We start from the raw sequence: 19,790 nt of genomic DNA on the forward strand, positions 1-19,790 counted from the left end.
GCCGACGGGGGTGCGTCATGTCGCGGCTTTTCACACGGGTTTGTTTCAAATAAGGGCTAACGCCGGTACGACGCGGCGGGCAAGGGGGATGGCATGGCGAAAGGGGTCGGTTCGTTCGTTGGGGCGATGGGCATCTCGAAGCGGCTGTGGCTGGCCTTCGCGCTCCTGCTCGCCCTGCTGGCCGCCCAGGTCGCCGCCAGCCTGCTGAGCATCCGCAGCCTGAACGGCAGCGTCGACGCGGTGCTCTCCAGCGGCGAACTCGCCACCTTCGCCAAGGACCTGTCGGCCCGGCTCGCCAACCAGCGCATCCACGGGCGCGACTATCTGGTGTCCGGCGACCCCGCCGCGCTCAACCGCCAGCGCGCGCTGCGCACCGAGTTCGATCAGGCGCTGGCCGCCCACGGCGCGGCCATCCAGCGCTCCAGCCAGGCGGCGGCCTTCGCCGAGCTGGCGCGGCTGCACACCGAGTACCACACCCAGTTCGAGGCGATCCGCGTCGTCCGCGACCGCTACGACGCGGCCATCCACCAGACCATGGACCCGCTGGGCACCCAGATCACCGAGACGCTGGAGCGCATCGTCGAGGGCGCCCAGGCCACCGGCGACAAGGACGCCGCCCTGGTCGGGGAGGAGATGGAGAAGCACTGGGTGCTGAGCCGCCTCTTCGCCAACCGCGCGCTCGGCATGCGCGACGCCGCCGCCGCGGCGCCGATGGAAAAGAACCTGGACGAGATGCTGGAGCATGTGCGCGAGGCGCAGGCCCTGCTGACCGAACCCGGCGTGGCGGCGCTGCTGCGCGAGGTGGCGGAACGGGCGCCGGGCTACCGCGCCGCCTTCCGCGACGCCGTCGCCGCCGACAAGGAGATCGACCGCCTGCGCGCCGAGATCGTCGCCAAGATCGTCACCGCCCTGACCGCGACGCTGGATTCCATCGCCACCACCATCCACGCCGAGCAGAAGGGAATCGAGACCCGTGCCGAAACCGAGGTGGAGAACAGTGTCCTGCTGGCCCTGGTGCTGGGCGGCCTGTCGCTGCTGCTGGGCATCGGCGCCGCCCAGGTCATCGCCCGTTCGATCACCGGCCCGGTCCAGGGCATCCGCAAGGTGATGACCGACCTCAGCGACGGCCATCTGTCGGTCACCGTCCCCCACACCGACGGGCGCGACGAGCTGGGCGCGATGGCCCGCGCCGTCGCCGCCTTCAAGGAGGACGCGGTGACCGCCGTGCGGGCGGGGATCGCGCTCGACCGCGTGTCGTCCTGCATCATGACGGTGGGCGAGGACGGGACCGTCACCTACTGCAACGCCGCCGCCCTGGCGATGTTCAAGGCCGCCGAGAGCGACCTGCGCCAAGCCCTGCCCGCCTTCGACGCCGCCGGGCTGATCGGGACGACCCTTGACGCGCTGGACACTGAGGCCCCGCGCCTGCGCTCCAGCCTGACCGGCCTCGCCAGCCCCCACAAGGGCATGGTCAAGGCGGGCCGCCGCAGCTTCGAGATCACCGCCAGCCCGGTCGCCGGGCGCCACGGCGAGAAGCTGGGCCTCGTCGTCGAATGGCGCGACCTGACCGCCGAACTGTCCATCGAGGCGGAAATCGCCGCCATGGTGGACAGCGCCGTGCGCGGCGACTTCTCGCAGCGGATCGCGCTGGACGGCAAGACCGGCTTCTTCCGGCTGGTCAGCGAGGGCATGAACCAGCTGGCCCGCAACGTCTCCGGCGTGACCGAGGATCTGGCCGCCATGCTGGAATCGCTGTCGCAGGGCGACCTGTCGCGGCGCATCGACAAGCCGTACGAGGGGGTGTTCCTGCGTCTGAAGGACGATTTCAACGGCACGGCGGAAAAGCTGTCGGAGATCGTCCGCCGCATCAACGGCGCCGCCGAATCCATCGCCGCGGCCAGCCGCGAGATCGCCGACGGCAGCCTCGACCTGTCCGAGCGCACCGAGCAGCAGGCCTCCTCGCTGGAGGAGACGGCGGCGAGCATGGAGGAGCTGGCGGCCACCGTCCGCTCCAACGCCGACAACGCCCAGCAGGTCAACAGCTTTGCCAACGACGCCCGCCGCGCCGCCGAGAAGGGCGGTCAGGTCGCCGCCAGCGCCGTGGAGGCGATGCGTGGGATCGAGCGCTCATCGCAGAAGATTTCCGACATCATCGGGGTGATCGACGAGATCGCCTTCCAGACCAACCTGCTGGCGCTGAACGCGGCGGTCGAGGCGGCGCGAGCCGGCGACGCCGGGCGCGGCTTCGCGGTGGTGGCGCAGGAGGTGCGCAACCTCGCCCAGCGCTCCGCCCAGGCGTCCAAGGAGATCAAGACGCTGATCCTCGACAGCGGGGCGCAGGTCAAGGACGGGGTGGAGCTGGTCCGCTCCGCCGGCTCCTCGCTGACCGACATCGTGGCGGGCATCGCGCGGGTCGCCGACCTCGTGTCGGAGATCGCCCGCGCCACCGCCGAGCAGGCGTCCGGCCTGGACGAGGTCAACACCGCCGTCGCCCAGATGGACGAGATGACCCAGAAAAACGCCGCGCTGGTCGAGGAAAGCACCGCCGCCGCCCGCTCGCTGGAGGAACAGGCCGGGCAGCTCCGCCAGCAGATGGCCTTCTTCTCGCTGGACGCCGGCCACGCCCACGGTGGGTCCGAGCTGCCCCGCGGACGGGCGGCATGACCACCGCCCCCAGCCCTTCCCCCGCCTTCGACTCGGCCCCGGCCGACCGCGGCGCCGTCCCCGCGGCGACGTCGGGCCGGCGGGAGTTCCCGTTCGAGCGGCGGCACTTCGACTTCATCGCCCACATGCTCTACCAGCTCGCTGGGATCGCGCTGGCCCCGCACAAGATCGAGATGGTCTATTCCCGCCTCGCCCGGCGGCTGCGCGACTTGCGCCTGAGCGACTTCGACAGCTACTGCGCCTTGCTGGAGAGCGAGGAGGGGGCGAACGAGGTCGGCTTCCTGGTCAACGCCCTGACCACCAACCTGACCAGCTTCTTCCGCGAATCGCACCATTTCGACTTCCTGGCGAAGACCGCGGTGCCGGAAATGCGCGCCCGCCACGCCGGGGAGTCCTCCCACCCGCGGCTGCGCATCTGGTCCGCCGGCTGCTCCTCCGGGCAGGAGCCCTACACCATCGCCATGGTTCTGGCCTCCAGCTTCGGGCCGGAGCTGCGGCGCTGGGACGCGAAGATCCTGGCGACCGACATCGACACCCACATGGTCGACACCGCCCGGCGCGGCGTCTATCCCGCCGATCTGGCGAACAGCATCCCGGCCCCTCTGCGCGACCGCTTCACCCGGCGCCAGCGCGAGGGCGGCGAGCCGATGGTGGCCATGGAGGAGGAGCTGAAGCGGCTGATCACCTTCAAGCCGCTGAACCTGCTGGAGCACTGGCCCATGAAGGGGCCGTTCGACGCGATCTTCTGCCGCAACGTGCTGATCTATTTCGACCGCGTCGGGCGGACCCAGGTCATCGGCAACTTCGCCCGCATGCTGGAGCCCGGCGGCTGCCTGTTCCTCGGCCATTCGGAAAGCCTGTACGGCGTGTCGGACCGCTTCCGCCAGACCGGCCCCACCATCTACCGGAGGCTGTGACGCATGACCGCATTCGCAAGCCGCCGTGCGGCGGAGGCCCGGCAGACCGGCGGCTACTTCCACCCGCAGTTCCGTGCCCACACGATGAAGGTCTTCCTGGGCCATCATCTGGTCAGCGACCGCTCGGACGTGATGATGGTGACGACGCTGGGCTCCTGCGTGGCCGCCTGCGTCCACGACCCGGCGACGGCGATCGGCGGCATGAACCATTTCCTGCTGCCCGAGGTCCCGGAGTCCGAGGACGCCGGCACGGGGGCGGCGGCGCGCTACGGCTCGGTCGCCATGGAGCGGCTGATCAACGACCTGCTGGCCCGCGGCGCCCAGCGCGGGCGGCTGGAGGTCAAGCTGTTCGGCGGCGCCCGCGTCATCGATTCCAGCTTCGACGTCGGCCAGCGCAACGCCGCCTTCGCGCTCGACTATGTCCGGCGGGAGGGGCTGAAGCTGATGGGCCAGGATCTCGGCGGCGCCTCGGCCCGGCGCATCCACTATTTTCCCCACACCGGCAAGGCGATGCGCAAGATGCTGCGGCCGGAAGCCCTGTCGGAGACGGCGAACCAGGAACTGCATTTCCGCTCCAGCCTGCGGCACCAGCCGATCGAGGGCGACGTGGAACTGTTCGGGGAGGACTGAGCCATGACACGCTCCATCCGCGTCGTGATCGTGGACGACAGCAGCCTGATGCGGGAGATGCTGAAGGCCGTCATCTCGGACGAGCCCGGCATCGAGGTGGTCGGCGTCGCCCGCGACCCCTACGAGGCGCGCGACGTCATGAAGCGGACCAACCCGGACGTCGTCACGCTGGACGTCGAGATGCCGCGGATGGACGGGCTGTCCTTCCTGGAGAAGATCATGACGCTGCGTCCGACGCCGGTCGTCATGGTCTCCTCCCTGACCCAGGAAGGGTCGGAGGCGACGATCCGCGCGCTGGAGATCGGCGCGGTGGACTGCGTGGCCAAGCCCGACGGCTCCGAGGGCCACGGCTTCGAGGCGATGGCCCACGAGCTGGTCGGCAAGATCCGCATCGCCGCCACTGCCCGCCTGTCGATGCGGCGGCCCAAACCCGCGAGTTCCCCCCTCCAGACGCCGCGCCGCGCCGGGTCGGGCACCCGCCTCATCGCCATCGGCGCCTCGACCGGCGGGGTGGAGCGCATCCGCGACGTGCTGGCGGTCATGCCCGCCGACTGCCCGCCCATCGTCATCACCCAGCATATGGGTCCCAGCTACGTCCCCAGCTTCGCCGCCCGGCTCGACCGCATCTCGCCGCCGTCGGTGGAGGTCGCCACCCAGGGCGCCCGGCTGGTCCAGGGCAAGGTCTACATCGCCCCCGGCGACCGTCATCTGGTGATCATCCGCGACCCCCAGGGCTATTCCTGCCACATCCAGGACGGGCCGGCGGTCAGCGGCCACCGCCCGTCGGTGGACGTGCTGTTCTCGTCCGTCGCCAAGGCGGCGGGGGCGAACGCGGTGGGGGTGATCCTGTCCGGCATGGGCCGCGACGGGGCGTCGGGCATGCTGGCGATGCACGACGCGGGGGCCTATACCATCGGCGAACAGGAATCGAGCTGCGTCGTCTACGGCATGCCGCGCGCCGCCCGGGAAGCCGGGGCGGTCGCCGTCGAACTGCCGCTGGCGCAGATACCGGCCGAGATGCTGCGCGCGTTCGACGCCATCGGCGAACACCGCGCGCGCGCGAACTGAGGAGCAGCACCATGTCTTTCTACGGCCGCGCGCCCCGCCTGGAAGCCGGACCGGAACCGGAGAAGCCGGACCTTCCCGACGATGGCGCTCCCGTGCACAGCCTGCCCGAGATCGGCGAGAAGATTCCGGTGACCGGCGAGCTTCTGGCGACCTGGATGGGCTACGCCGACATCCAGCGCCGCACGCTGGAGGCGGTGCAGAACGAGCTGACCCGCACCTCCGCGACGGTCGAGGACGCCACGCTGGACCTCTCCTCCCGCTTCCGCGAGCTGGCCGAGAAGGCCATGCAGCAGTCGGAGCGGGTGGAGGAGATCGTCGGCATGGCCGGCTCCGTCTCCATCGACGGGGAGCGGGTGCCGATGGACCAGCTGGTCACCGGCATGCAGCAGATGATCGCGGACATGATCTCCAACATCGTCATGCTGTCCCGCCACGCCATGAGCATGGTCTATCTCCTCGACGACGTGCAGAAGGACGTGGCGGAGCTGGAGAAGTCGATCGGCGACATCGACGCCATCAACCGCCAGACCAACTTCCTGGCGCTGAACGCCACCATCGAGGCGAGCCGCGCCGGCGAGGCCGGCCGCACCTTCGCGGTGGTCGCTCAGGAGGTGCGCCACCTCTCCCGCAACACCGGGGCGCTGGCCGACCGCATGCGCTCCAAGGTCACCGCGGTGGTCAAGGGCGTCCGCAACGGCCACGACATCCTGCGCCAGATCGCCGACACCGACATGTCCCCCCAGATGCTCGCCAAGGAGCGGGTGGACAAGACCATGGACAGCCTGGTCGACCAGACCAACCACTTCCAGGCGGTGCTGGAGACGGCGGCGACCGTGTCGTCGGACATGTCCGCCACCATCAGCCGCATGGTCACCGGAATGCAGTTCCAGGACCTGACCAAGCAGCGGCTGGAGGCCATCAACGACAGCCTCGCCATCATGGCGGAAGGGCTGAACGAGCTGGAAAACCGCACCCGCGTCGAAATGCCCGCTTCCTTGGGGCCGCAGGTTCCGCAGGAATGGCTCGACGAACTGCTGGGCCGCTTCAAGCTGAGCGAGATGCGCCAGCGCTTCGTGCGCCGTCTGCTGCTGGAAGGGACGGCGCTGGACGAGCATGGCGTCCTTGACGTCGATGCCGGCCAGGACGACAGTTCCGGCGGCGACATCGAACTTTTCTGAAGCCGAGGGATTCTCTGGAACCCCCGGCCTGTCTTGCTCCATTCTGGCGTGGTCCGCAAAGGCCACCCGCCCCAATGCCCCTTCAGGAACACCCTTCAGGAACACCGGACCGATGGACTACGGAATTGAGGACAAGGAGCAGGAGACCCTGGTTCGGTTGCGCGGTCGCCTGACCTTCAACGACCACGCCAAGCTGCGCGCCCTGATCCGGGAGATGCTGCAGAACAAGGCCAAACGTCAGGTGCTCGACCTCTCCACGCTGGAATTCGTCGATTCGGCGGGAATCGGCATGCTGCTGATCGCGCGGGAGGAAATGGCGAACGCCGACAAGCAGCTCGTCCTGCGCTCCGCCGCCGGACAGGTCAAGCGCGTGCTGACCGTGGCCCAGCTCAACAAGATCGTCACGATCGAGGACTGACCCCCTTGGTCCCCTCCCCCACCCGCGTCGCCGCCCTGCAAGGCCTGGGCGTGCCGGCCGACCGGCTGGACCGGCTGTCGGCGGCGCTTCGGCTTCCGCCCCGGCGGCCCGGCTCCCCGGCGGGGGAGGAGTTCGGCGCCTCCGTTCTGCTTCTGGTGGGCGATGCCGCCGCCGTGGAGGCGCCGGAGTTCTGGCAGCGCCCCTATGGCGCCTGGATCGAGATCGCCGGCCTGTCCGACGCCCGGATCGTCGAGGCCGCCCACCGCGCCGCCCGCGCCGACCTGTTCGCCTGCGTGACGACGGTGACCGCCAACCGGCTGCATCTGGCCGGGCGCATCCTGACCGGGCTGGCCGCTCTGCACCCCATGCCGGAAGCCCAGCGCGACGACATGGAGCTGGCGCTGCACGAGGCCATCAGCAACGCGGTGGTCCACGGCAACCTTCAGGTCGAAGGCATGAAGGGGCTGAGCGTGGAGGCGCTGGAGCGCTTCTCCCACGATCTGGCGGCACGCATGGCCGACCCCGCCTTCGCCGACCGCCGGATCGAGGTCGCCGCCTGGCTGGAAAGCGCTTGCGCGGTGGTCGAGGTCGCCGACGAGGGAACCGGCTTCGCCCGGCCGGAGCGCATCGACTACGGCGCCTCGGGCCGCGGGCTGGACCTGATCGCCGCCATCGTGGAAGAGCTTCAGCTTCTCGACGGCGGGCGGCGCATCCGCATGAGGTTTCCCCTCTGATGGACGACGCCATCGCCGCCTGCCGCATCCTGGTGGTGGATGATACCGACTTCAACCGCACACTGATCGGCGCCCTGCTCGGCGAAGCCGGCTTCCAGAACGTCGTCTACGCCAAGGACGGCTTCGACGCGCTCGCCCAGATCGCCGCGGAGGCGCCGGACCTGCTGATCCTCGACATCATGATGCCGGGGATGGACGGGTTCGAGGTGTGCCGCCGCCTGCGCGACGACCACGCCTACGCCGACCTGCCGGTGCTGGTGCAGACCGCCCTGTCGTCCAGCGACGACCGCAACCGCGCCTTCGCCGCCGGCACCACCGACCTGATCTCCAAGCCGCTGGACCGGACCGAGCTGGTCGCCCGCGTGCGCATCCACCTGGAGAACCGGGTGCTGATCCGCGACCTGCAGACCTACCGGGCGCGGGTCGAGGGGGAGCTGGCGATGGCCCGCTCCATGTACGACCATCTCCTGCCCTCCGCGGCGCTGTGCGCCACCCAGACGGACCGCGCCGGGGTGACGCTGCGCTCGCACACGGCGCTGTCCTCCGACCTGGGCGGCGACCTCTGGGGGGTGCTGCCGCTGGCCGGCGGGCGGTTCGGTCTGTTCCTGCTGGACATGGCCGGGCGCGGCGTGTCTGCGGCGCTGAACGCCTTCCGCATGCACACGCTGATCCACGAGCTGGCCCCCCATCTCGGCGAACGGCCCGCCGCCTTCCTGACCGAACTGAACGAACGGGCCGTCTGCCTGCTGGAGCTTGGCCAGCACGCCACGGTGATCTACGGCGTGGTGGACGGCGCGGCGGAGCGCTTCACCTACGCGGCGGCGGCGGCGGCCCCGCCGGTCCTGGTGCCGCCGGACGGCGCGGCGCTGGTCTTCGGCGAAGGGTCCGGCCAGCCGGTGGGCATCGCCGCCGGCACCCGCTACGAGGAACGCAGCCTGCCCTTCCCGCCGGACTCGGCGTTGGTCCTGCACTCCACCGCCGTGCTGGAGGCGCTGGGCGGGCGCAACGGCGGCTTGGCCGCCCTGCTGCAGAGCCCCGCCGTCCGGAACGCCCTGGCCGCCGGCGATGGCGGCGGTGCCTTCACCGCGGTGACCGCGGCGCTCGCCGAGGCCCAGGGCGACGTGCCGCTCGACGACCACACGCTGGTGTGGATCGGGCGCGAGGGGGCGCGATGAACAAGCTGCCGGAGGTTCCGGGGCTGGAAACGGCCCGCGTCCTGGTGGTGGACGACAACCGCGTGAACCGCCACCTGCTCCAGGCCCTGCTGGAACGCGGCGGCGTCACCCGCATCGAGATGGCGGAGGACGGCAACGACGCGCTGGCCCGGCTGGACGCCTTCCGGCCCGACCTGATCCTGCTCGACCTGATGATGCCGAACCTGGACGGGTTCGAGATGTGCCGCCGCCTGCGCGCGCTTCCCGCCTGGAAGGATCTGCCGGTCCTCGTGCAATCCAGCCTGAACCGGGCGGAGGACCGCGCCAAGGCCTTCGCCGCCGGTGCCACCGATTACGTGACCAAGCCGATCAACGCGGTCGAGCTGCTGGCCCGCGTGCGCATCCACCTGCAGAACCGGGCGCTGCTCCACGACCTCCAGTGTTTCCGCGAGCGGACGGAGAGCGAGCTGTCGCTCGCCCGCAAGATGCAGGAGCGGCTGATGCCCTCGCCGGAGCGGCTGGCCGAGGTGGAGGCCGCGGCCGGGGTGGGCATCGCCGCCCATTTCGCCCCCTCGTCGGAGCTGGGCGGCGACTTCTGGGACCTGCGCCACAACGCCGGTGAGCGGGGCCAGGGTCAGGGCCAGGGACAAGGCCGGACCATGCTCTACATGGTCGATTTCTCCGGCCATGGCGTCGGGGCGGCGCTGAACACCTTCCGCCTGCACGCGATCTGCCAGCAAATGGACATGTCTGGCCTGACCCCGGGCGCGCTCCTGTCCACCGTCAACCGGCGGCTGTGCGCGCTGCTTCCCAACGGGCAGTTCGCCACCATGCTGGCCGGGGTGGTCGAGCCGGCGGAGAACCGCTTCGTCTACGCCTCCGCCGGATCGACGCGCCCGATGGTCTGGGCACCGGGCGATGCCGAACCGCTGCTGGGCGACAGCGCGGGCCTGCCGCTCGGCCTGCTCGCCTCGGCGGAGTATGAGGAGCGCTCCCTCCCCCTGCCCCCCGGCGGGCGCCTGTTCCTCTATTCGGACGGCGCCATCGAAATCCCGGTTGGCAATGACGTCCTGGACGAGCCGGGCCTCGCCGCCCTGGTCGCCGAGCGGATGGACGAGACCGACGGCGACCGCTTCCTGGACGGGTTGCTGGACCGCCTGCGCGCCATCGGCCCGATCGACGACGACCTGACCGCGTTGCTGCTGACCCGCAAGGGCTGAACGAGCCTTGGAACCGACGGGCGCATGACCGCCAGCCCCCACCACGCCGCCCCCATCCGGGTCGTTCTGGACACCAACATCCTCGTCGGCTACGCCCTGCTCGGCGCCGAGGTGCCTCGCCGCAGCCTGGCCATCCAGCGCAGCGTCGAGGCGGTGCGGGCGCAGGGAGCCGCCTTCGTCTCCGACGCCACGCTGGCGGAGCTGCGCGGGGTGCTGATGCGCCCGGACTTCGACCGCTACCGCCCGGCCGTGGAGCGCGCCGCCTTCCTGGCCGCCTTCGCCGCGGAGGCCCGGCGGGTCGAGCCCGCTCCGGTGGAACGGCTGTGCCGCGATCCCGACGACGACATGTTCCTGGCCGTGGCGCTGGCCGCCGACGCCGACTGGCTGGTGACGGTGGACCGGCAGCTTCTGTCGGTGCGCCGGGTGGGCCGCACCCGCATCCTGCGCCCCGAGCGGTTCCTCGACGCGATCGCCTGACTCCGCGTCTCACGCTTCGGCCCCAAAAGTTTCCACTCGACTTCCGGCCTTCGTTCTCTAGAATGAAAAGAGAACACTTCGCAAACTAGCGGTGAACGGATCGCGGGTGACCGGATGAGCACGCAACCTCTCCTGTTCGACAGCCTGCCCGAGACGGAGCGGGCGCGCAAACCGGCGCGCCGGTCCCGCGCCACCACCGTGGCGGCGCCGGTGGCCGTTGACGTGGTGCGGGAGGACGTTCCGTCACCGTCGTCGGCGCCGCCACCGATGACCCTCGCGCTCGTCCCGCCGCCGCCCGTCCCGATGGCGCCGCGCGCCGACTTCGACCCGGCCGCCCTGACCAACGCCGAGCTGCGGGCGCTGGCCCAGGCGCTGCCCGACCACAAGCTGGCCCATCTGCTGATCGAAGCCGCACGCGAGTTGAAGCGCCGCGCCACTCCGGGAGCCGCCTCGGGCGCCTGGGAAGAAGACGAGGGAGAGGGCGGCCCGTCCGAACCGAATCCCCTGCTGCTGCGCGCCGCCCGGCAGGCGGTCGGCGAATTGTCGGGCGAGGATGGCTGACCAAGTCACGAACACTGACCGATTCACAGAATACGTGTCCGGAAACAAAATAATCCCGCCGCAATAGATCGTTTCTTACCCCAACTTTGTACGGGCTCCTCCCCCCGATTCGGGAATGATTGCGCGACAAGACACGCACTTATGTGCAATGATGTGTCCGTAGCCTGACCAATGGCCGCGCCTGCGTTTCCCTGGCGCATCGCCTGCGGTCCGGACCGAAAGGAACGACCCGCGGGGAGGGTGATTTGGACTGGATGACCTGGCTCCAGGATTGGGGCGATGCCTTCTATCCCCTGGCCTTCATATGGGCCTTTTTCGAAGGCGAGACCTTCGTGATCTTCGGTGGGATGGGCGCGCATCTGGGGATCATCAACCTATACTGGTTGGTTGCCGCCGTCTGGATCGGCAGTTTCATGGGCGACCAGTGTTATTTCTGGATCGGCCGCAAATGGGGCGCCAAGGCGCTGGCCCGTTTCCCGGCGGCGGAGGCCCGCGCGTCCCGCGTGCTGTACTGGCTGGAAACCTACGGCGTCGGCTTCATCCTGGCCTTCCGCTTCCTCTACGGGGTGCGCAACATCGCCTCGGTCGCCGTCGGCACATCCCGAATGCCCTGGCGCAAGTTCCTGTTCTGGAACTTCATCGCCGCCGGTATCTGGGCCTGGAGCTTCGCCGGGGCCGGCTACATGTTCGGCGAGGCCGCCGCCGCCATCGGCGAGAACGGTCCGAAGATCCTCCTGCTCATCGCGCTGGGCATCGGCGTCACCATCTTCGCCGTGAAGAGTGTGATGTGGGTCCGCCGCCGCTACGCCGCGTCCGAGACCCAGGCGTAACGGCGCCCCTCCCCCCGAGACTCAGGCAGAAGGGCCGCCGCGGACAACCGCGGCGGCCTTTCTCGTTTCCACACTGTGATGTCCGGGCCTGCCCTCACGCCCGGCGGGCGATCCATACGGCGGTCAGGTCGTCGCGCAGCGGCAGGCTGGTGCGGGCGTAGAAGCGCTCCAGCAACGGCCCCAGCGGGCGGGCGCGGTTGGCGGCGATGGCGCCGCGCAGCAGGCCGGGGACCCCGTCCTGGCCGATCGGCTCGTTGTCCGGACCGCTGCATTCGATCAGCGCGTCGCTGTAGAGGAACAGGCAGCTTCCGCGCGGCAGGCGCAGGCTGCGGTCGGCGTAGACGGCGCGACGCGACGCGCCCAGCACCAGCCCCGCCGAATCGAGCAGCCGAAGCTCCCCCGCGATCCCCACCACCGGATTCGGCGCCCCGGCCGAGGCGTAGGTCAGCGTGTCGGTGTGCAGGTCCAGGATGCCGAAGAAGGCGGTGGCGAACTGGCCGACCGGCAGCACCTCCTTCAGCGCCCGGTTCAGCCCGGCCAGCCATTCCGAGGGCGGCACATGCTGCATGGGAAAGCGGTCGATCAGCGTGTGCAGGCGGAAGGTGTTGATGGCGGCGGTGATGCCGTGCCCGGCGAAATCGACCAGCAGGAAGGCAACGCGGTGGCTGTCCAGCGGGTAGACGTTCCAGAAGTCGCCGCCCAGCTCCGACGAGGTTTCGAAATGGGCGTCCAGCACCAGCTCGTACCGCTCGGCGACGGCCTCCAGCTCCCTTGGCTCGGGCAGCAGGGACAGTTGCATCGCCTTGGCGTGCTTCAGCTCCCGCTCCACCCGCGCGCGGAAATTGGCGAGGTCGGTGAACAGCTTGCGCTTTTCGAGCTGGTGGCGGACGCGGGCGACGCACTCGCCGGGCTTGATCGGCTTGGAGATGAAGTCGCTGCCCCCGGCCTCGAAGCAGCGGACCTGCTCCTCGTCGCTGTCCAGCGCGGTCTGGAACAGGATCGGCAATTCCTCGTGGGTCAGCCGCTCGCGCAGGCGCCGGCACATCTCCAGCCCGTCCATCACCGGCATGCTGACGTCAAGCAGCACCAGATCGGGGCGGAAGCTCTCCACCTTGCGCAGCCCCTCCACACCGTTCTCGGCGACCTCGATCTGGGTCAGCCCGGCGCGGCGGATCATCAGAGCCAGCGACTTCCTGTTGAATTCGTTGTCGTCGACGATCAGGACGCGGCTGGCGGCGAGTGAGATGGGCATGCGCGGTCCCGCCCGTCCGTCACAGGTCGAACTGCAGCAGGGTGCAGCGCCCGCCGTCGGTCACGTGGATGCGCCGGGCCAGCGCCCGCATGAACACGAAGCCGCGGCCGGAATGGGCGCCGCTGTCGGTGTCCTGCGGCAGGGCCGCGGCGTCGAACCCGTTGCCCTGGTCGACCACCGCGATGGACAGGCTGTCGGCGGTCCAGCGCGCGAAGATGTCGATCCGTCGCTGCCGCACGGTCCCGTCGCCCAGCCGCTCGCGGAGCAGCCGGCTGAACAGCCGGTAGCCCTCCGGCTGCTCCTTGGTCGCGCTGGGAATGCCCAGATTGCCATGGACGATGGCGTTGGCGATGGCCTCGTGCAGGCACAGCTCGACGTTGCCGCGCCGCTCCGGCGCCAGCACGCCGCGCCGGGTCAGCTCGTCGCAGACCAGAACCGCGCATTGCAGGCCATAGGCCGTGCCGGTGGTCAGCGACAGGTAGAATCCCTGCTCCACCGGCGGGGCGCCCAGCCAGTCGGCGTCGATGGCGCCGGTCCCCTCCTCCCGCTCCGTCAGTTCCACCGTCAGGAAACGGTTGAGCCCGAAGGCGCCGCGCAGGATGTCGCGGTCGGCCTGGGCCAGCAGCACCGCGGCGGCGGCCCGGCCATCAAGGGCGTCTCCGACGCCTGCAGCGGCCTCGTTCAGGCCGAGGCGCGCGGCGACCCGCGCGGCGATCTCCGCCGGCACGCGATCCCGCACGACGCTGAAGGGGCGCACGGCGCCGGCCGGACCGGGGGGAAGACAGGCGGGGGAACCGTCCATTGCCCGCTCACCGCTCGATGGCGACGACTTCGCCGATCCGCGCGAGGTCGATGGATCGCAGCACATCGCCCTGCAGCTTGCGGAGGATCAGCTTGATGTTGCGCTGCTCCGCCTCGTCCTGAAGGATCAGCAGCATGCCGATCCCCGCGGAATCGATGAAGGTCAGCCCGTCCATGTCCAGGATGAAGCGGCGCGTGCCCTCGCCGTTGAGCAGCTCCACGATGTCGGGAAGGCTGTCATGGTCGGTGAACTCCAACCGGCCGCTCAGCAGCACCTCAATGGTTTCAGAGGACCGGCGCACCTGGAAATTCATGACATCCTCTTGTGTTGCACCGCGCAAGCGGCTCCCGCGAACAGTAGTGCAAGGCCGATCCCCCCTCAAGCTTCAAGTATACATTCCGTCAATTTTATCGACCATAGGAAGAATTTTCACGCTTCACACGCCGTAGACGGACGGCATCGGTTGATAGTACAACCACATGGCCGGTGAAGGCGGCGCCGTGCCGCCGCTCCGCCCCGGTCATGCGACCCCGCAGCGGGATACCCCTTCATGACGGTGATCGAGCAGGCGTGGAAGACGGTGCCGACGGTGTCGGCGAAATTCCTGCTGATCCTGATTCCCATCCTGCTCCTGACCACGCTCGGCTTCTCCTCGATCTTCTTCTACGGCAAGTACAAGGATCTGCGCGGCGCCCTGCGCGACCGGATCGAGGCGGTGGCGGAGATCAACGCCGTCGCCCTGTCCTCCAGCCTGTGGGCCGTGGACGTGCCGGCCATCCGCAACATCATCCAGGCGATCTCCGTCAACCGCGAGCTTCTGTGCATCGAGGTGGCGGACGAGCTGGCGGACGGCCGTTTCGCATGGCCGGACGCCGATTGCCGTCCCGTCGCCGGCCGCGAGACGGTGCGCCGGCCGATCCAGGTGCAGAACCGGCGGCTCGGCACGCTGACGCTCCATTTCAGCTACGCCTCGGTGGACGAACAGATCCGGCAGGAGATGGTCAACACGCTGTGGCTCGTGCTGCTGATGCTGGTCGGCACGCTGGTCACCGCCCTGACCGCGCACCGGCTGACCATCGGCGTGCCGCTGGGCCGGCTGATCGCCTCGATCCGCACCGCGGAGCAGGAGCATCTGCGCCAGCCCGTGCACTGGTCGTCGGCCGACGAGCTGGGGCGGGTGATCGCCGCCTACAACGGCATGCTGACCCGGCTGGACGAGGAGGAGGCCGCCCTGCGCCAGAGCGAGGAGCGGCTGGGGCTGGCCATCACCGCGACCCGTTCCTCGGTCTGGGACTACGACCTGCGGACCGGCCAGTACTGGTGGTCGAAGGAGTTTCCCGCCTTGCTCGGCTACGGCCCGGCGGAACTGGAGATGACCGCGCGGACCTGGGAATCGCTGATCCACCCGGAGGAGCGGCGGCGGGTCATCGCGGAGTCCCGCAGCCGGGTGCGCGACAAGGACAGCGCCTACGCCACCGTCTACCGCATGCGCCGCCGCGACGGCGGCTGGAGCTGGATCGAGGATCGGGCGACCGCCCTGCGCGACGGCGAGGGAACGGCCGTCCGCCTGACCGGCACCATGTCCGACGTGACGGAGCGCATGCAGGCCGAACGGGATCTGGCGCGCGAGCGGAACGTCCTTCAGATCACGCTCGACAACACCGACCAGGGCATCATCATGGTGGACCGCAACCTGCGGGTCGTCATGTCCAACCGCCGCGCCGCGGAGCTTCTCGACGTGCCGGCGGCCTTCCTGGCCGGCAACCCGCTGTTCCCCGAGATCATCCAGCGTCAGCGCGCCCAGGGCGCCTTCGAGGACTTCAGCATCGATCCCGACCTGGAGCTGGACGAGACCGCGGTGGTCCCCGACCTGCCCTTCGCCTTCAAGCGGCGGCGGCCCGACGGCACGATCATCGAGGTGCGCTCCAATCCCCTGCCGGAGGGCGGCTTCGTCCGCACCTTCACCGACGTGACGGTGGAGGCGCGCTCCGCCGAAGAGGTGTTCCACGCCATGGAGGCGCTGGAGACCGCCTACGCCGACCTCAAGGAGACCCAGGACAGCCTCGTCCAGGCGGAGAAGATGGCCTCGCTCGCCCTGCTGGTGGCCGGCGTCGCGCATGAGATCAACACGCCGGTGGGCATCGCCTACAGCTGCTCCACCCATCTGGCCTCGAAGACGCGGACGCTGACCGAGGCCTTCGCGACGGGCAGCCTGAAGAAATCCGACCTGACCGGCTATGTGGCGGCGGCGGGCGAGGCCTCCCGCCTGATCGAGCAGAACCTGACCCGCGCGGCGGAACTGATCCAGAGCTTCAAGCGCGTCGCCGTCGACCAGACCAGCCAGGAGCGCCGCCGCTTCGACCTGCGCTCCTATCTGGACGAGATCATCACCTCGCTGGGACCGCGCCTGCGCAAGAGCCCGCACCGGATGACCGTCGCCTGCCCGGACGGCATCACCATGGACGGCTATCCCGGCGCGCTCAGCCAAGTCATCACCAATCTGGTCATCAACGCGCTGACCCACGCCTTCCCCGATGGGCGGGAGGGGACGATGGCGCTGACCGTGGAGGCGTTGCCGGACGGCGAGCTGGACATCCGCTTCGCCGACGACGGGGTCGGCATCGCCCCGGACAATCTGCCCAAGGTGTTCGAACCCTTCTTCACGACCAAGCGCGGCACCGGGGGCAGCGGGCTCGGCCTTCACATCGTCTTCAACCTGGTGACGCAATCGCTGGGCGGCCGGATCTCGGTGGAGAGCCCGCGCCCCGCCCTGCCCACCTCCGACACCCCCGGCGGAGGCACCAGCTTCCTCCTGCGGATTCCTGTAACCGCCCCCCGGACGGCCGGCGCCGTCGGAAAGGGTCCGGCAACCGATGCAGCATGACGGACGCAGCATGACCGACGAGCTGATCATGCCCGACACCGACCCCAACTCGGACCCCAACCCGGACGACGACATCCTGTTCGCCGACGAGGACGGCGGGGACGGCGACGGGGCCCTGCCCTGGCCCGTCCTGGTGGTGGACGACGAGGACGACGTCCATGCCATGACCGCCCTTCTGCTGGACGACGTCGCGTTCCAGGGCCGCCGGCTGGAGCTGATCGGCTGCCGCTCCGCCGCCGAGGCCCGCGCCGTGCTGCGCAACCGGCGGGACATCGCCGTCATCCTGCTCGATGTGGTGATGGAGGAGGAGGACGCCGGTCTGACGCTGGTGCGCTGGATCCGCGGCACGCTGGGAAATCTGGACGTCCGCATCATCCTGCGCACCGGCCAGCCGGGGCAGGCGCCGCAGCGCGACGTGATCGTCGGCTGCGACATCAACGACTACAAGTCGAAGGCCGACCTGTCGGCGGAGGGGCTGTTCACCGCGGTGATCGCGGCGCTGCGCGCCTACGACCACATCCGCTTCATCGAGACCAAGGTGGCCGAGCGCACGCAGGAGCTGCGGCAGAGCCGCGAGCAGATGCGCGCCATCCTGGAATCGAGCCCGGTCGGCGTCTGCGCCTACACCCACGACGGCGTCCTCGTGATGTGCAACGACCGGCTGGTCCATCTGCTGGGCGTGCCGAAGGAGCGGCTGGTCGGCGTCTCCATCGCCGACCTGTTCATCAAGCCGGACAACACCGAGGCGCACGAGACGCACTGGACCTTCTTCCGCCGCTCGCTGCGCGACGCCGAGGTGCGGGTGCGGCGGGCCGACGGCTCCATCTTCTGGGCGCTGGTGTCGGTGGACCCCACGCTGCTCGACGGCCGCCCGGTCCATCTCGCCTGGGTCTACGACATCACCCGGCGCAAGCTGGCCGAACACCAGATGGAACGCGCCAAGGAGCAGGCGGAGCAGACGACCGCCGCCAAGTCCGCCTTCCTCGCCACCATGAGCCACGAGATCCGCACGCCCATGAACGGCGTGCTGGGCATGCTGGAGCTGCTGGAGCGCACGCCGCTGGACGGCGGGCAGCGCGACACCGTGGCGACCATGCGGGAGTCGGCGACCTCGCTGCTGCGGATCATCGACGACATCCTCGACTTCTCGAAGATCGAGGCCGGCAAGATGGACCTGGAGCAGGTGCCCGTCTCCATCCCCGCCCTGGTCGAAGGGGTGGCCGACACGCTGGCCCCGGCGGCGCGGGCCAAGGGGCTGGCGCTGCTGACCTACGTGGACCCGGCGCTCCCGCCGGCGCTGACCGGCGATCCGGTGCGGCTGCGCCAGATCCTGTTCAACCTGTGCGGCAACGCCATCAAGTTCACCGAGCGCGGGCGCATCCTCGTGCAGGCCACCCTGGCGGCGCGGACGGGCGAGGACGCCTGTAGCGGCACCCGGCTGCGCATCGAGGTGGCGGACACCGGCATCGGCATTTCCGAGACGGCGCGCCGCCAGCTCTTCCAGCCCTTCACCCAGGCGGAAAGCTCGACCGCCCGGCGCTTCGGCGGCACCGGGCTGGGCCTGTCGATCTGCCGGCGGCTGGTCGCGCTGATGGGCGGGGCGATCGGGGTGGACAGCGCGCCGGGGGCGGGCTCGACCTTCTGGGTGGAGCTGACGCTGGACGCCGCGGCGGCCATCGCCTCGCCCGCCGCCCCGACGGCGACGGCCCCCCTGGCGATGGCGGAGCCGGACCTTGCCGGCCTGACCGTCCTGGTCGGTCTGCCGGAGACGGTGGAGCGCCGGATCGTCGCCGATTATCTGGAGGCCGCCGGGGCGCGGGTGCTGGCCGCCGGGGAGCCGGGCGCCCTGGCCGAACAGGCCCGGACGGCCTGCGAAGCCAGCGGCGCGCTGAACGTCGTGGTGGTCGACGAGGCGCTGCACACCCCCGCCGCCGCCCAGGCGCCGCAGCTGCTGGGCCGCCGCATCGGCGAACCGCGGGTGCCGACGGTTCTGCTGCAGGACCCGGCGGCACCTGTGGTTCCCCGATGCGGCAACCGCCCCGCCGACGGATCGGTCCCGGTGAGCCGCCCGGTCCGCCGCACCCCGCTGGTGCGCGCGGTGGCGGAGGCCGCCGGGCGCACCGTGCCGGACGCCCCACCAGCCGCAGGCCCGCCGCCCGACGCGCCCTGCGCCCCGGCCCCTCTGAGCCCGGAGCGCGTCATCGCCGAGGCCGAAGCCCGCGGGCGGCTGATCCTGGTGGCGGAGGACAACGCCATCAACCGCAAGGTCCTGCAGATGCAGCTCACCTCGCTGGGCCACACGGCGGAGCTGACCAACGGCGGTGCGGAGGCCCTGGCCGCGCTGGGGCGGCGGCGCTACGCCCTGCTGCTGACCGACATCCAGATGCCCGAGGTGGACGGGTTCGAGCTGACCCGGCGCATCCGCGCGGCGGAGCGCGCGACCGGCGCCCATCTGCCGATTGTCGCCCTGACCGCCAACGCCGCCCCGGCGGACATCGAGAGTTACCGCGCGGCCGGCATGGACGAGGCGTTGAGCAAGCCCCTGGACTTGATGAAACTCGACGCGGCGCTGTCCCGCTTCCTGCCGCCTTCCGTATCGGACCCGGCAGCGCCGCGCCTTTCCTCTCAGCCACCGGAGAACCCGCCGATGGACCTGCCCCCCGTCAACGCGGATGTGCTGCGCCGGCTCTGCGACGACGACCGGGCGCTGATGGACGAGTTGCTGAACGATTTCGTCAGCATTGGCCGCCACATCACCGATGAGGTCGTCGCCGCCGTCGCCGCGCGGAACGGAACGGCGATCCGCGCCGGCGCCCACAATCTGAAGGGATGCGCCCGCAATGCCGGGGCGACGCCCCTCGGCGACGCGGCGCAGGCGCTGGAGCAGGCGGTGATGCAGGACGCCCCCTGGGAGCGGGTGACCGCGCTGGCCGCAACGCTGGAGCAGGCGATGCGGGAGGTCGAACGCTTCATCGCCGCGGCACCGCCTTCCTGAACGGCC

General features: G+C 70.2%; 17 protein-coding genes. 14 read left to right on the top strand and 3 right to left on the bottom strand.

The features are described 5' to 3' along the window. Positions 1-93: 93 nt before the first annotated feature. From ACWPN7_RS16895 to ACWPN7_RS16950, 12 genes are all read left to right on the top strand, one after another. The gene (locus ACWPN7_RS16895) at positions 94-2,664 is read left to right on the top strand and encodes a methyl-accepting chemotaxis protein (protein WP_459197707.1); all 2,571 of its coding nucleotides are present in this window, start codon (positions 94-96) and stop codon (positions 2,662-2,664) included. Continuing rightward, positions 2,661-3,581, top strand: coding sequence for a CheR family methyltransferase (locus ACWPN7_RS16900; protein WP_038529694.1), 921 nt, complete (start codon positions 2,661-2,663; stop codon positions 3,579-3,581). Before ACWPN7_RS16895 ends, ACWPN7_RS16900 begins: the two co-directional genes overlap by 4 nt. A gap of 3 nt (positions 3,582-3,584) precedes the next feature. Then, positions 3,585-4,211 (top strand): chemotaxis protein, encoded by a 627-nt coding sequence (locus ACWPN7_RS16905; protein WP_014241672.1) that lies wholly within the window; start codon positions 3,585-3,587, stop codon positions 4,209-4,211. A 3-nt stretch (positions 4,212-4,214) separates the two neighbouring features. Then, on the top strand, positions 4,215-5,279 hold the full coding sequence (locus ACWPN7_RS16910) for a protein-glutamate methylesterase/protein-glutamine glutaminase (RefSeq protein WP_459197708.1): 1,065 nt from the start codon (positions 4,215-4,217) through the stop codon (positions 5,277-5,279). Positions 5,280-5,290: 11 nt separating this feature from the next. Then, positions 5,291-6,457, top strand: a complete 1,167-nt coding sequence (locus ACWPN7_RS16915) for a methyl-accepting chemotaxis protein (RefSeq protein WP_014241674.1) — start codon at positions 5,291-5,293, stop codon at positions 6,455-6,457. A 112-nt stretch (positions 6,458-6,569) separates the two neighbouring features. After that, positions 6,570-6,875 (top strand): STAS domain-containing protein, encoded by a 306-nt coding sequence (locus tag ACWPN7_RS16920; RefSeq protein ID WP_014241675.1) that lies wholly within the window; start codon positions 6,570-6,572, stop codon positions 6,873-6,875. Positions 6,876-6,880: 5 nt separating this feature from the next. Then, complete coding sequence (locus ACWPN7_RS16925) at positions 6,881-7,609, top strand: ATP-binding protein (RefSeq protein WP_451991058.1); 729 nt, start codon at positions 6,881-6,883, stop codon at positions 7,607-7,609. Further along, the gene (locus tag ACWPN7_RS16930; RefSeq protein ID WP_459197709.1) at positions 7,609-8,784 is read left to right on the top strand and encodes a response regulator; all 1,176 of its coding nucleotides are present in this window, start codon (positions 7,609-7,611) and stop codon (positions 8,782-8,784) included. Before ACWPN7_RS16925 ends, ACWPN7_RS16930 begins: the two co-directional genes overlap by 1 nt. Further along, positions 8,781-9,983 (top strand): PP2C family protein-serine/threonine phosphatase, encoded by a 1,203-nt coding sequence (locus ACWPN7_RS16935; protein WP_038529704.1) that lies wholly within the window; start codon positions 8,781-8,783, stop codon positions 9,981-9,983. Before ACWPN7_RS16930 ends, ACWPN7_RS16935 begins: the two co-directional genes overlap by 4 nt. A gap of 24 nt (positions 9,984-10,007) precedes the next feature. Further along, the gene (locus ACWPN7_RS16940) at positions 10,008-10,460 is read left to right on the top strand and encodes a putative toxin-antitoxin system toxin component, PIN family (RefSeq protein WP_459197710.1); all 453 of its coding nucleotides are present in this window, start codon (positions 10,008-10,010) and stop codon (positions 10,458-10,460) included. 114 nt (positions 10,461-10,574) lie between these two features. Continuing rightward, positions 10,575-11,021: a hypothetical protein gene (locus tag ACWPN7_RS16945; protein WP_459197711.1), complete on the top strand. Its 447-nt coding sequence runs from the start codon at positions 10,575-10,577 to the stop codon at positions 11,019-11,021. Positions 11,022-11,275: 254 nt separating this feature from the next. Continuing rightward, entirely contained in the window at positions 11,276-11,851 is a 576-nt protein-coding gene (locus ACWPN7_RS16950; RefSeq protein WP_038531402.1) for a DedA family protein, read from the top strand. A 94-nt stretch (positions 11,852-11,945) separates the two neighbouring features. Here the strand turns inward: ACWPN7_RS16950 and ACWPN7_RS16955 are convergent, their stop codons facing one another. The 3 genes from ACWPN7_RS16955 to ACWPN7_RS16965 are packed head-to-tail and all read right to left on the bottom strand — an operon-like array spanning position 11,946 to position 14,218. Next, the gene (locus tag ACWPN7_RS16955) at positions 11,946-13,103 is read right to left on the bottom strand and encodes a PP2C family protein-serine/threonine phosphatase (RefSeq protein WP_038529710.1); all 1,158 of its coding nucleotides are present in this window, start codon (positions 13,101-13,103) and stop codon (positions 11,946-11,948) included. Between the two features lie 19 nt (positions 13,104-13,122). Then, positions 13,123-13,905 (bottom strand): ATP-binding protein, encoded by a 783-nt coding sequence (locus tag ACWPN7_RS16960; protein WP_038529712.1) that lies wholly within the window; start codon positions 13,903-13,905, stop codon positions 13,123-13,125. 7 nt (positions 13,906-13,912) lie between these two features. Continuing rightward, a complete protein-coding gene (locus ACWPN7_RS16965; protein WP_038529714.1) occupies positions 13,913-14,218 on the bottom strand; it encodes an STAS domain-containing protein in 306 nt (101 codons plus the stop codon). Positions 14,219-14,455: 237 nt separating this feature from the next. Between ACWPN7_RS16965 and ACWPN7_RS16970 the strand changes: the two genes are divergently transcribed. After that, complete coding sequence (locus ACWPN7_RS16970) at positions 14,456-16,789, top strand: PAS domain-containing sensor histidine kinase (protein ID WP_459197712.1); 2,334 nt, start codon at positions 14,456-14,458, stop codon at positions 16,787-16,789. A gap of 10 nt (positions 16,790-16,799) precedes the next feature. Then, the gene (locus ACWPN7_RS16975) at positions 16,800-19,784 is read left to right on the top strand and encodes a hybrid sensor histidine kinase/response regulator (RefSeq protein WP_459197713.1); all 2,985 of its coding nucleotides are present in this window, start codon (positions 16,800-16,802) and stop codon (positions 19,782-19,784) included. Positions 19,785-19,790 lie beyond the last annotated feature (6 nt).

Source organism: Azospirillum sp. UENF 312511, assembly GCF_058780635.1.

Coding starts and splice junctions, on each gene's coding strand:
- ACWPN7_RS16895 (WP_459197707.1), top strand. CDS start 94: ATGGCGAAAGGGGTCGGTTCGTTCGTTGGGGCGATGGGCATCTCGAAG.
- ACWPN7_RS16900 (WP_038529694.1), top strand. CDS start 2,661: ATGACCACCGCCCCCAGCCCTTCCCCCGCCTTCGACTCGGCCCCGGCC.
- ACWPN7_RS16905 (WP_014241672.1), top strand. CDS start 3,585: ATGACCGCATTCGCAAGCCGCCGTGCGGCGGAGGCCCGGCAGACCGGC.
- ACWPN7_RS16910 (WP_459197708.1), top strand. CDS start 4,215: ATGACACGCTCCATCCGCGTCGTGATCGTGGACGACAGCAGCCTGATG.
- ACWPN7_RS16915 (WP_014241674.1), top strand. CDS start 5,291: ATGTCTTTCTACGGCCGCGCGCCCCGCCTGGAAGCCGGACCGGAACCG.
- ACWPN7_RS16920 (WP_014241675.1), top strand. CDS start 6,570: ATGGACTACGGAATTGAGGACAAGGAGCAGGAGACCCTGGTTCGGTTG.
- ACWPN7_RS16930 (WP_459197709.1), top strand. CDS start 7,609: ATGGACGACGCCATCGCCGCCTGCCGCATCCTGGTGGTGGATGATACC.
- ACWPN7_RS16935 (WP_038529704.1), top strand. CDS start 8,781: ATGAACAAGCTGCCGGAGGTTCCGGGGCTGGAAACGGCCCGCGTCCTG.
- ACWPN7_RS16940 (WP_459197710.1), top strand. CDS start 10,008: ATGACCGCCAGCCCCCACCACGCCGCCCCCATCCGGGTCGTTCTGGAC.
- ACWPN7_RS16945 (WP_459197711.1), top strand. CDS start 10,575: ATGAGCACGCAACCTCTCCTGTTCGACAGCCTGCCCGAGACGGAGCGG.
- ACWPN7_RS16950 (WP_038531402.1), top strand. CDS start 11,276: ATGACCTGGCTCCAGGATTGGGGCGATGCCTTCTATCCCCTGGCCTTC.
- ACWPN7_RS16955 (WP_038529710.1), bottom strand. CDS start 13,103: ATGCCCATCTCACTCGCCGCCAGCCGCGTCCTGATCGTCGACGACAAC.
- ACWPN7_RS16960 (WP_038529712.1), bottom strand. CDS start 13,905: ATGGACGGTTCCCCCGCCTGTCTTCCCCCCGGTCCGGCCGGCGCCGTG.
- ACWPN7_RS16965 (WP_038529714.1), bottom strand. CDS start 14,218: ATGAATTTCCAGGTGCGCCGGTCCTCTGAAACCATTGAGGTGCTGCTG.
- ACWPN7_RS16970 (WP_459197712.1), top strand. CDS start 14,456: ATGACGGTGATCGAGCAGGCGTGGAAGACGGTGCCGACGGTGTCGGCG.
- ACWPN7_RS16975 (WP_459197713.1), top strand. CDS start 16,800: ATGACCGACGAGCTGATCATGCCCGACACCGACCCCAACTCGGACCCC.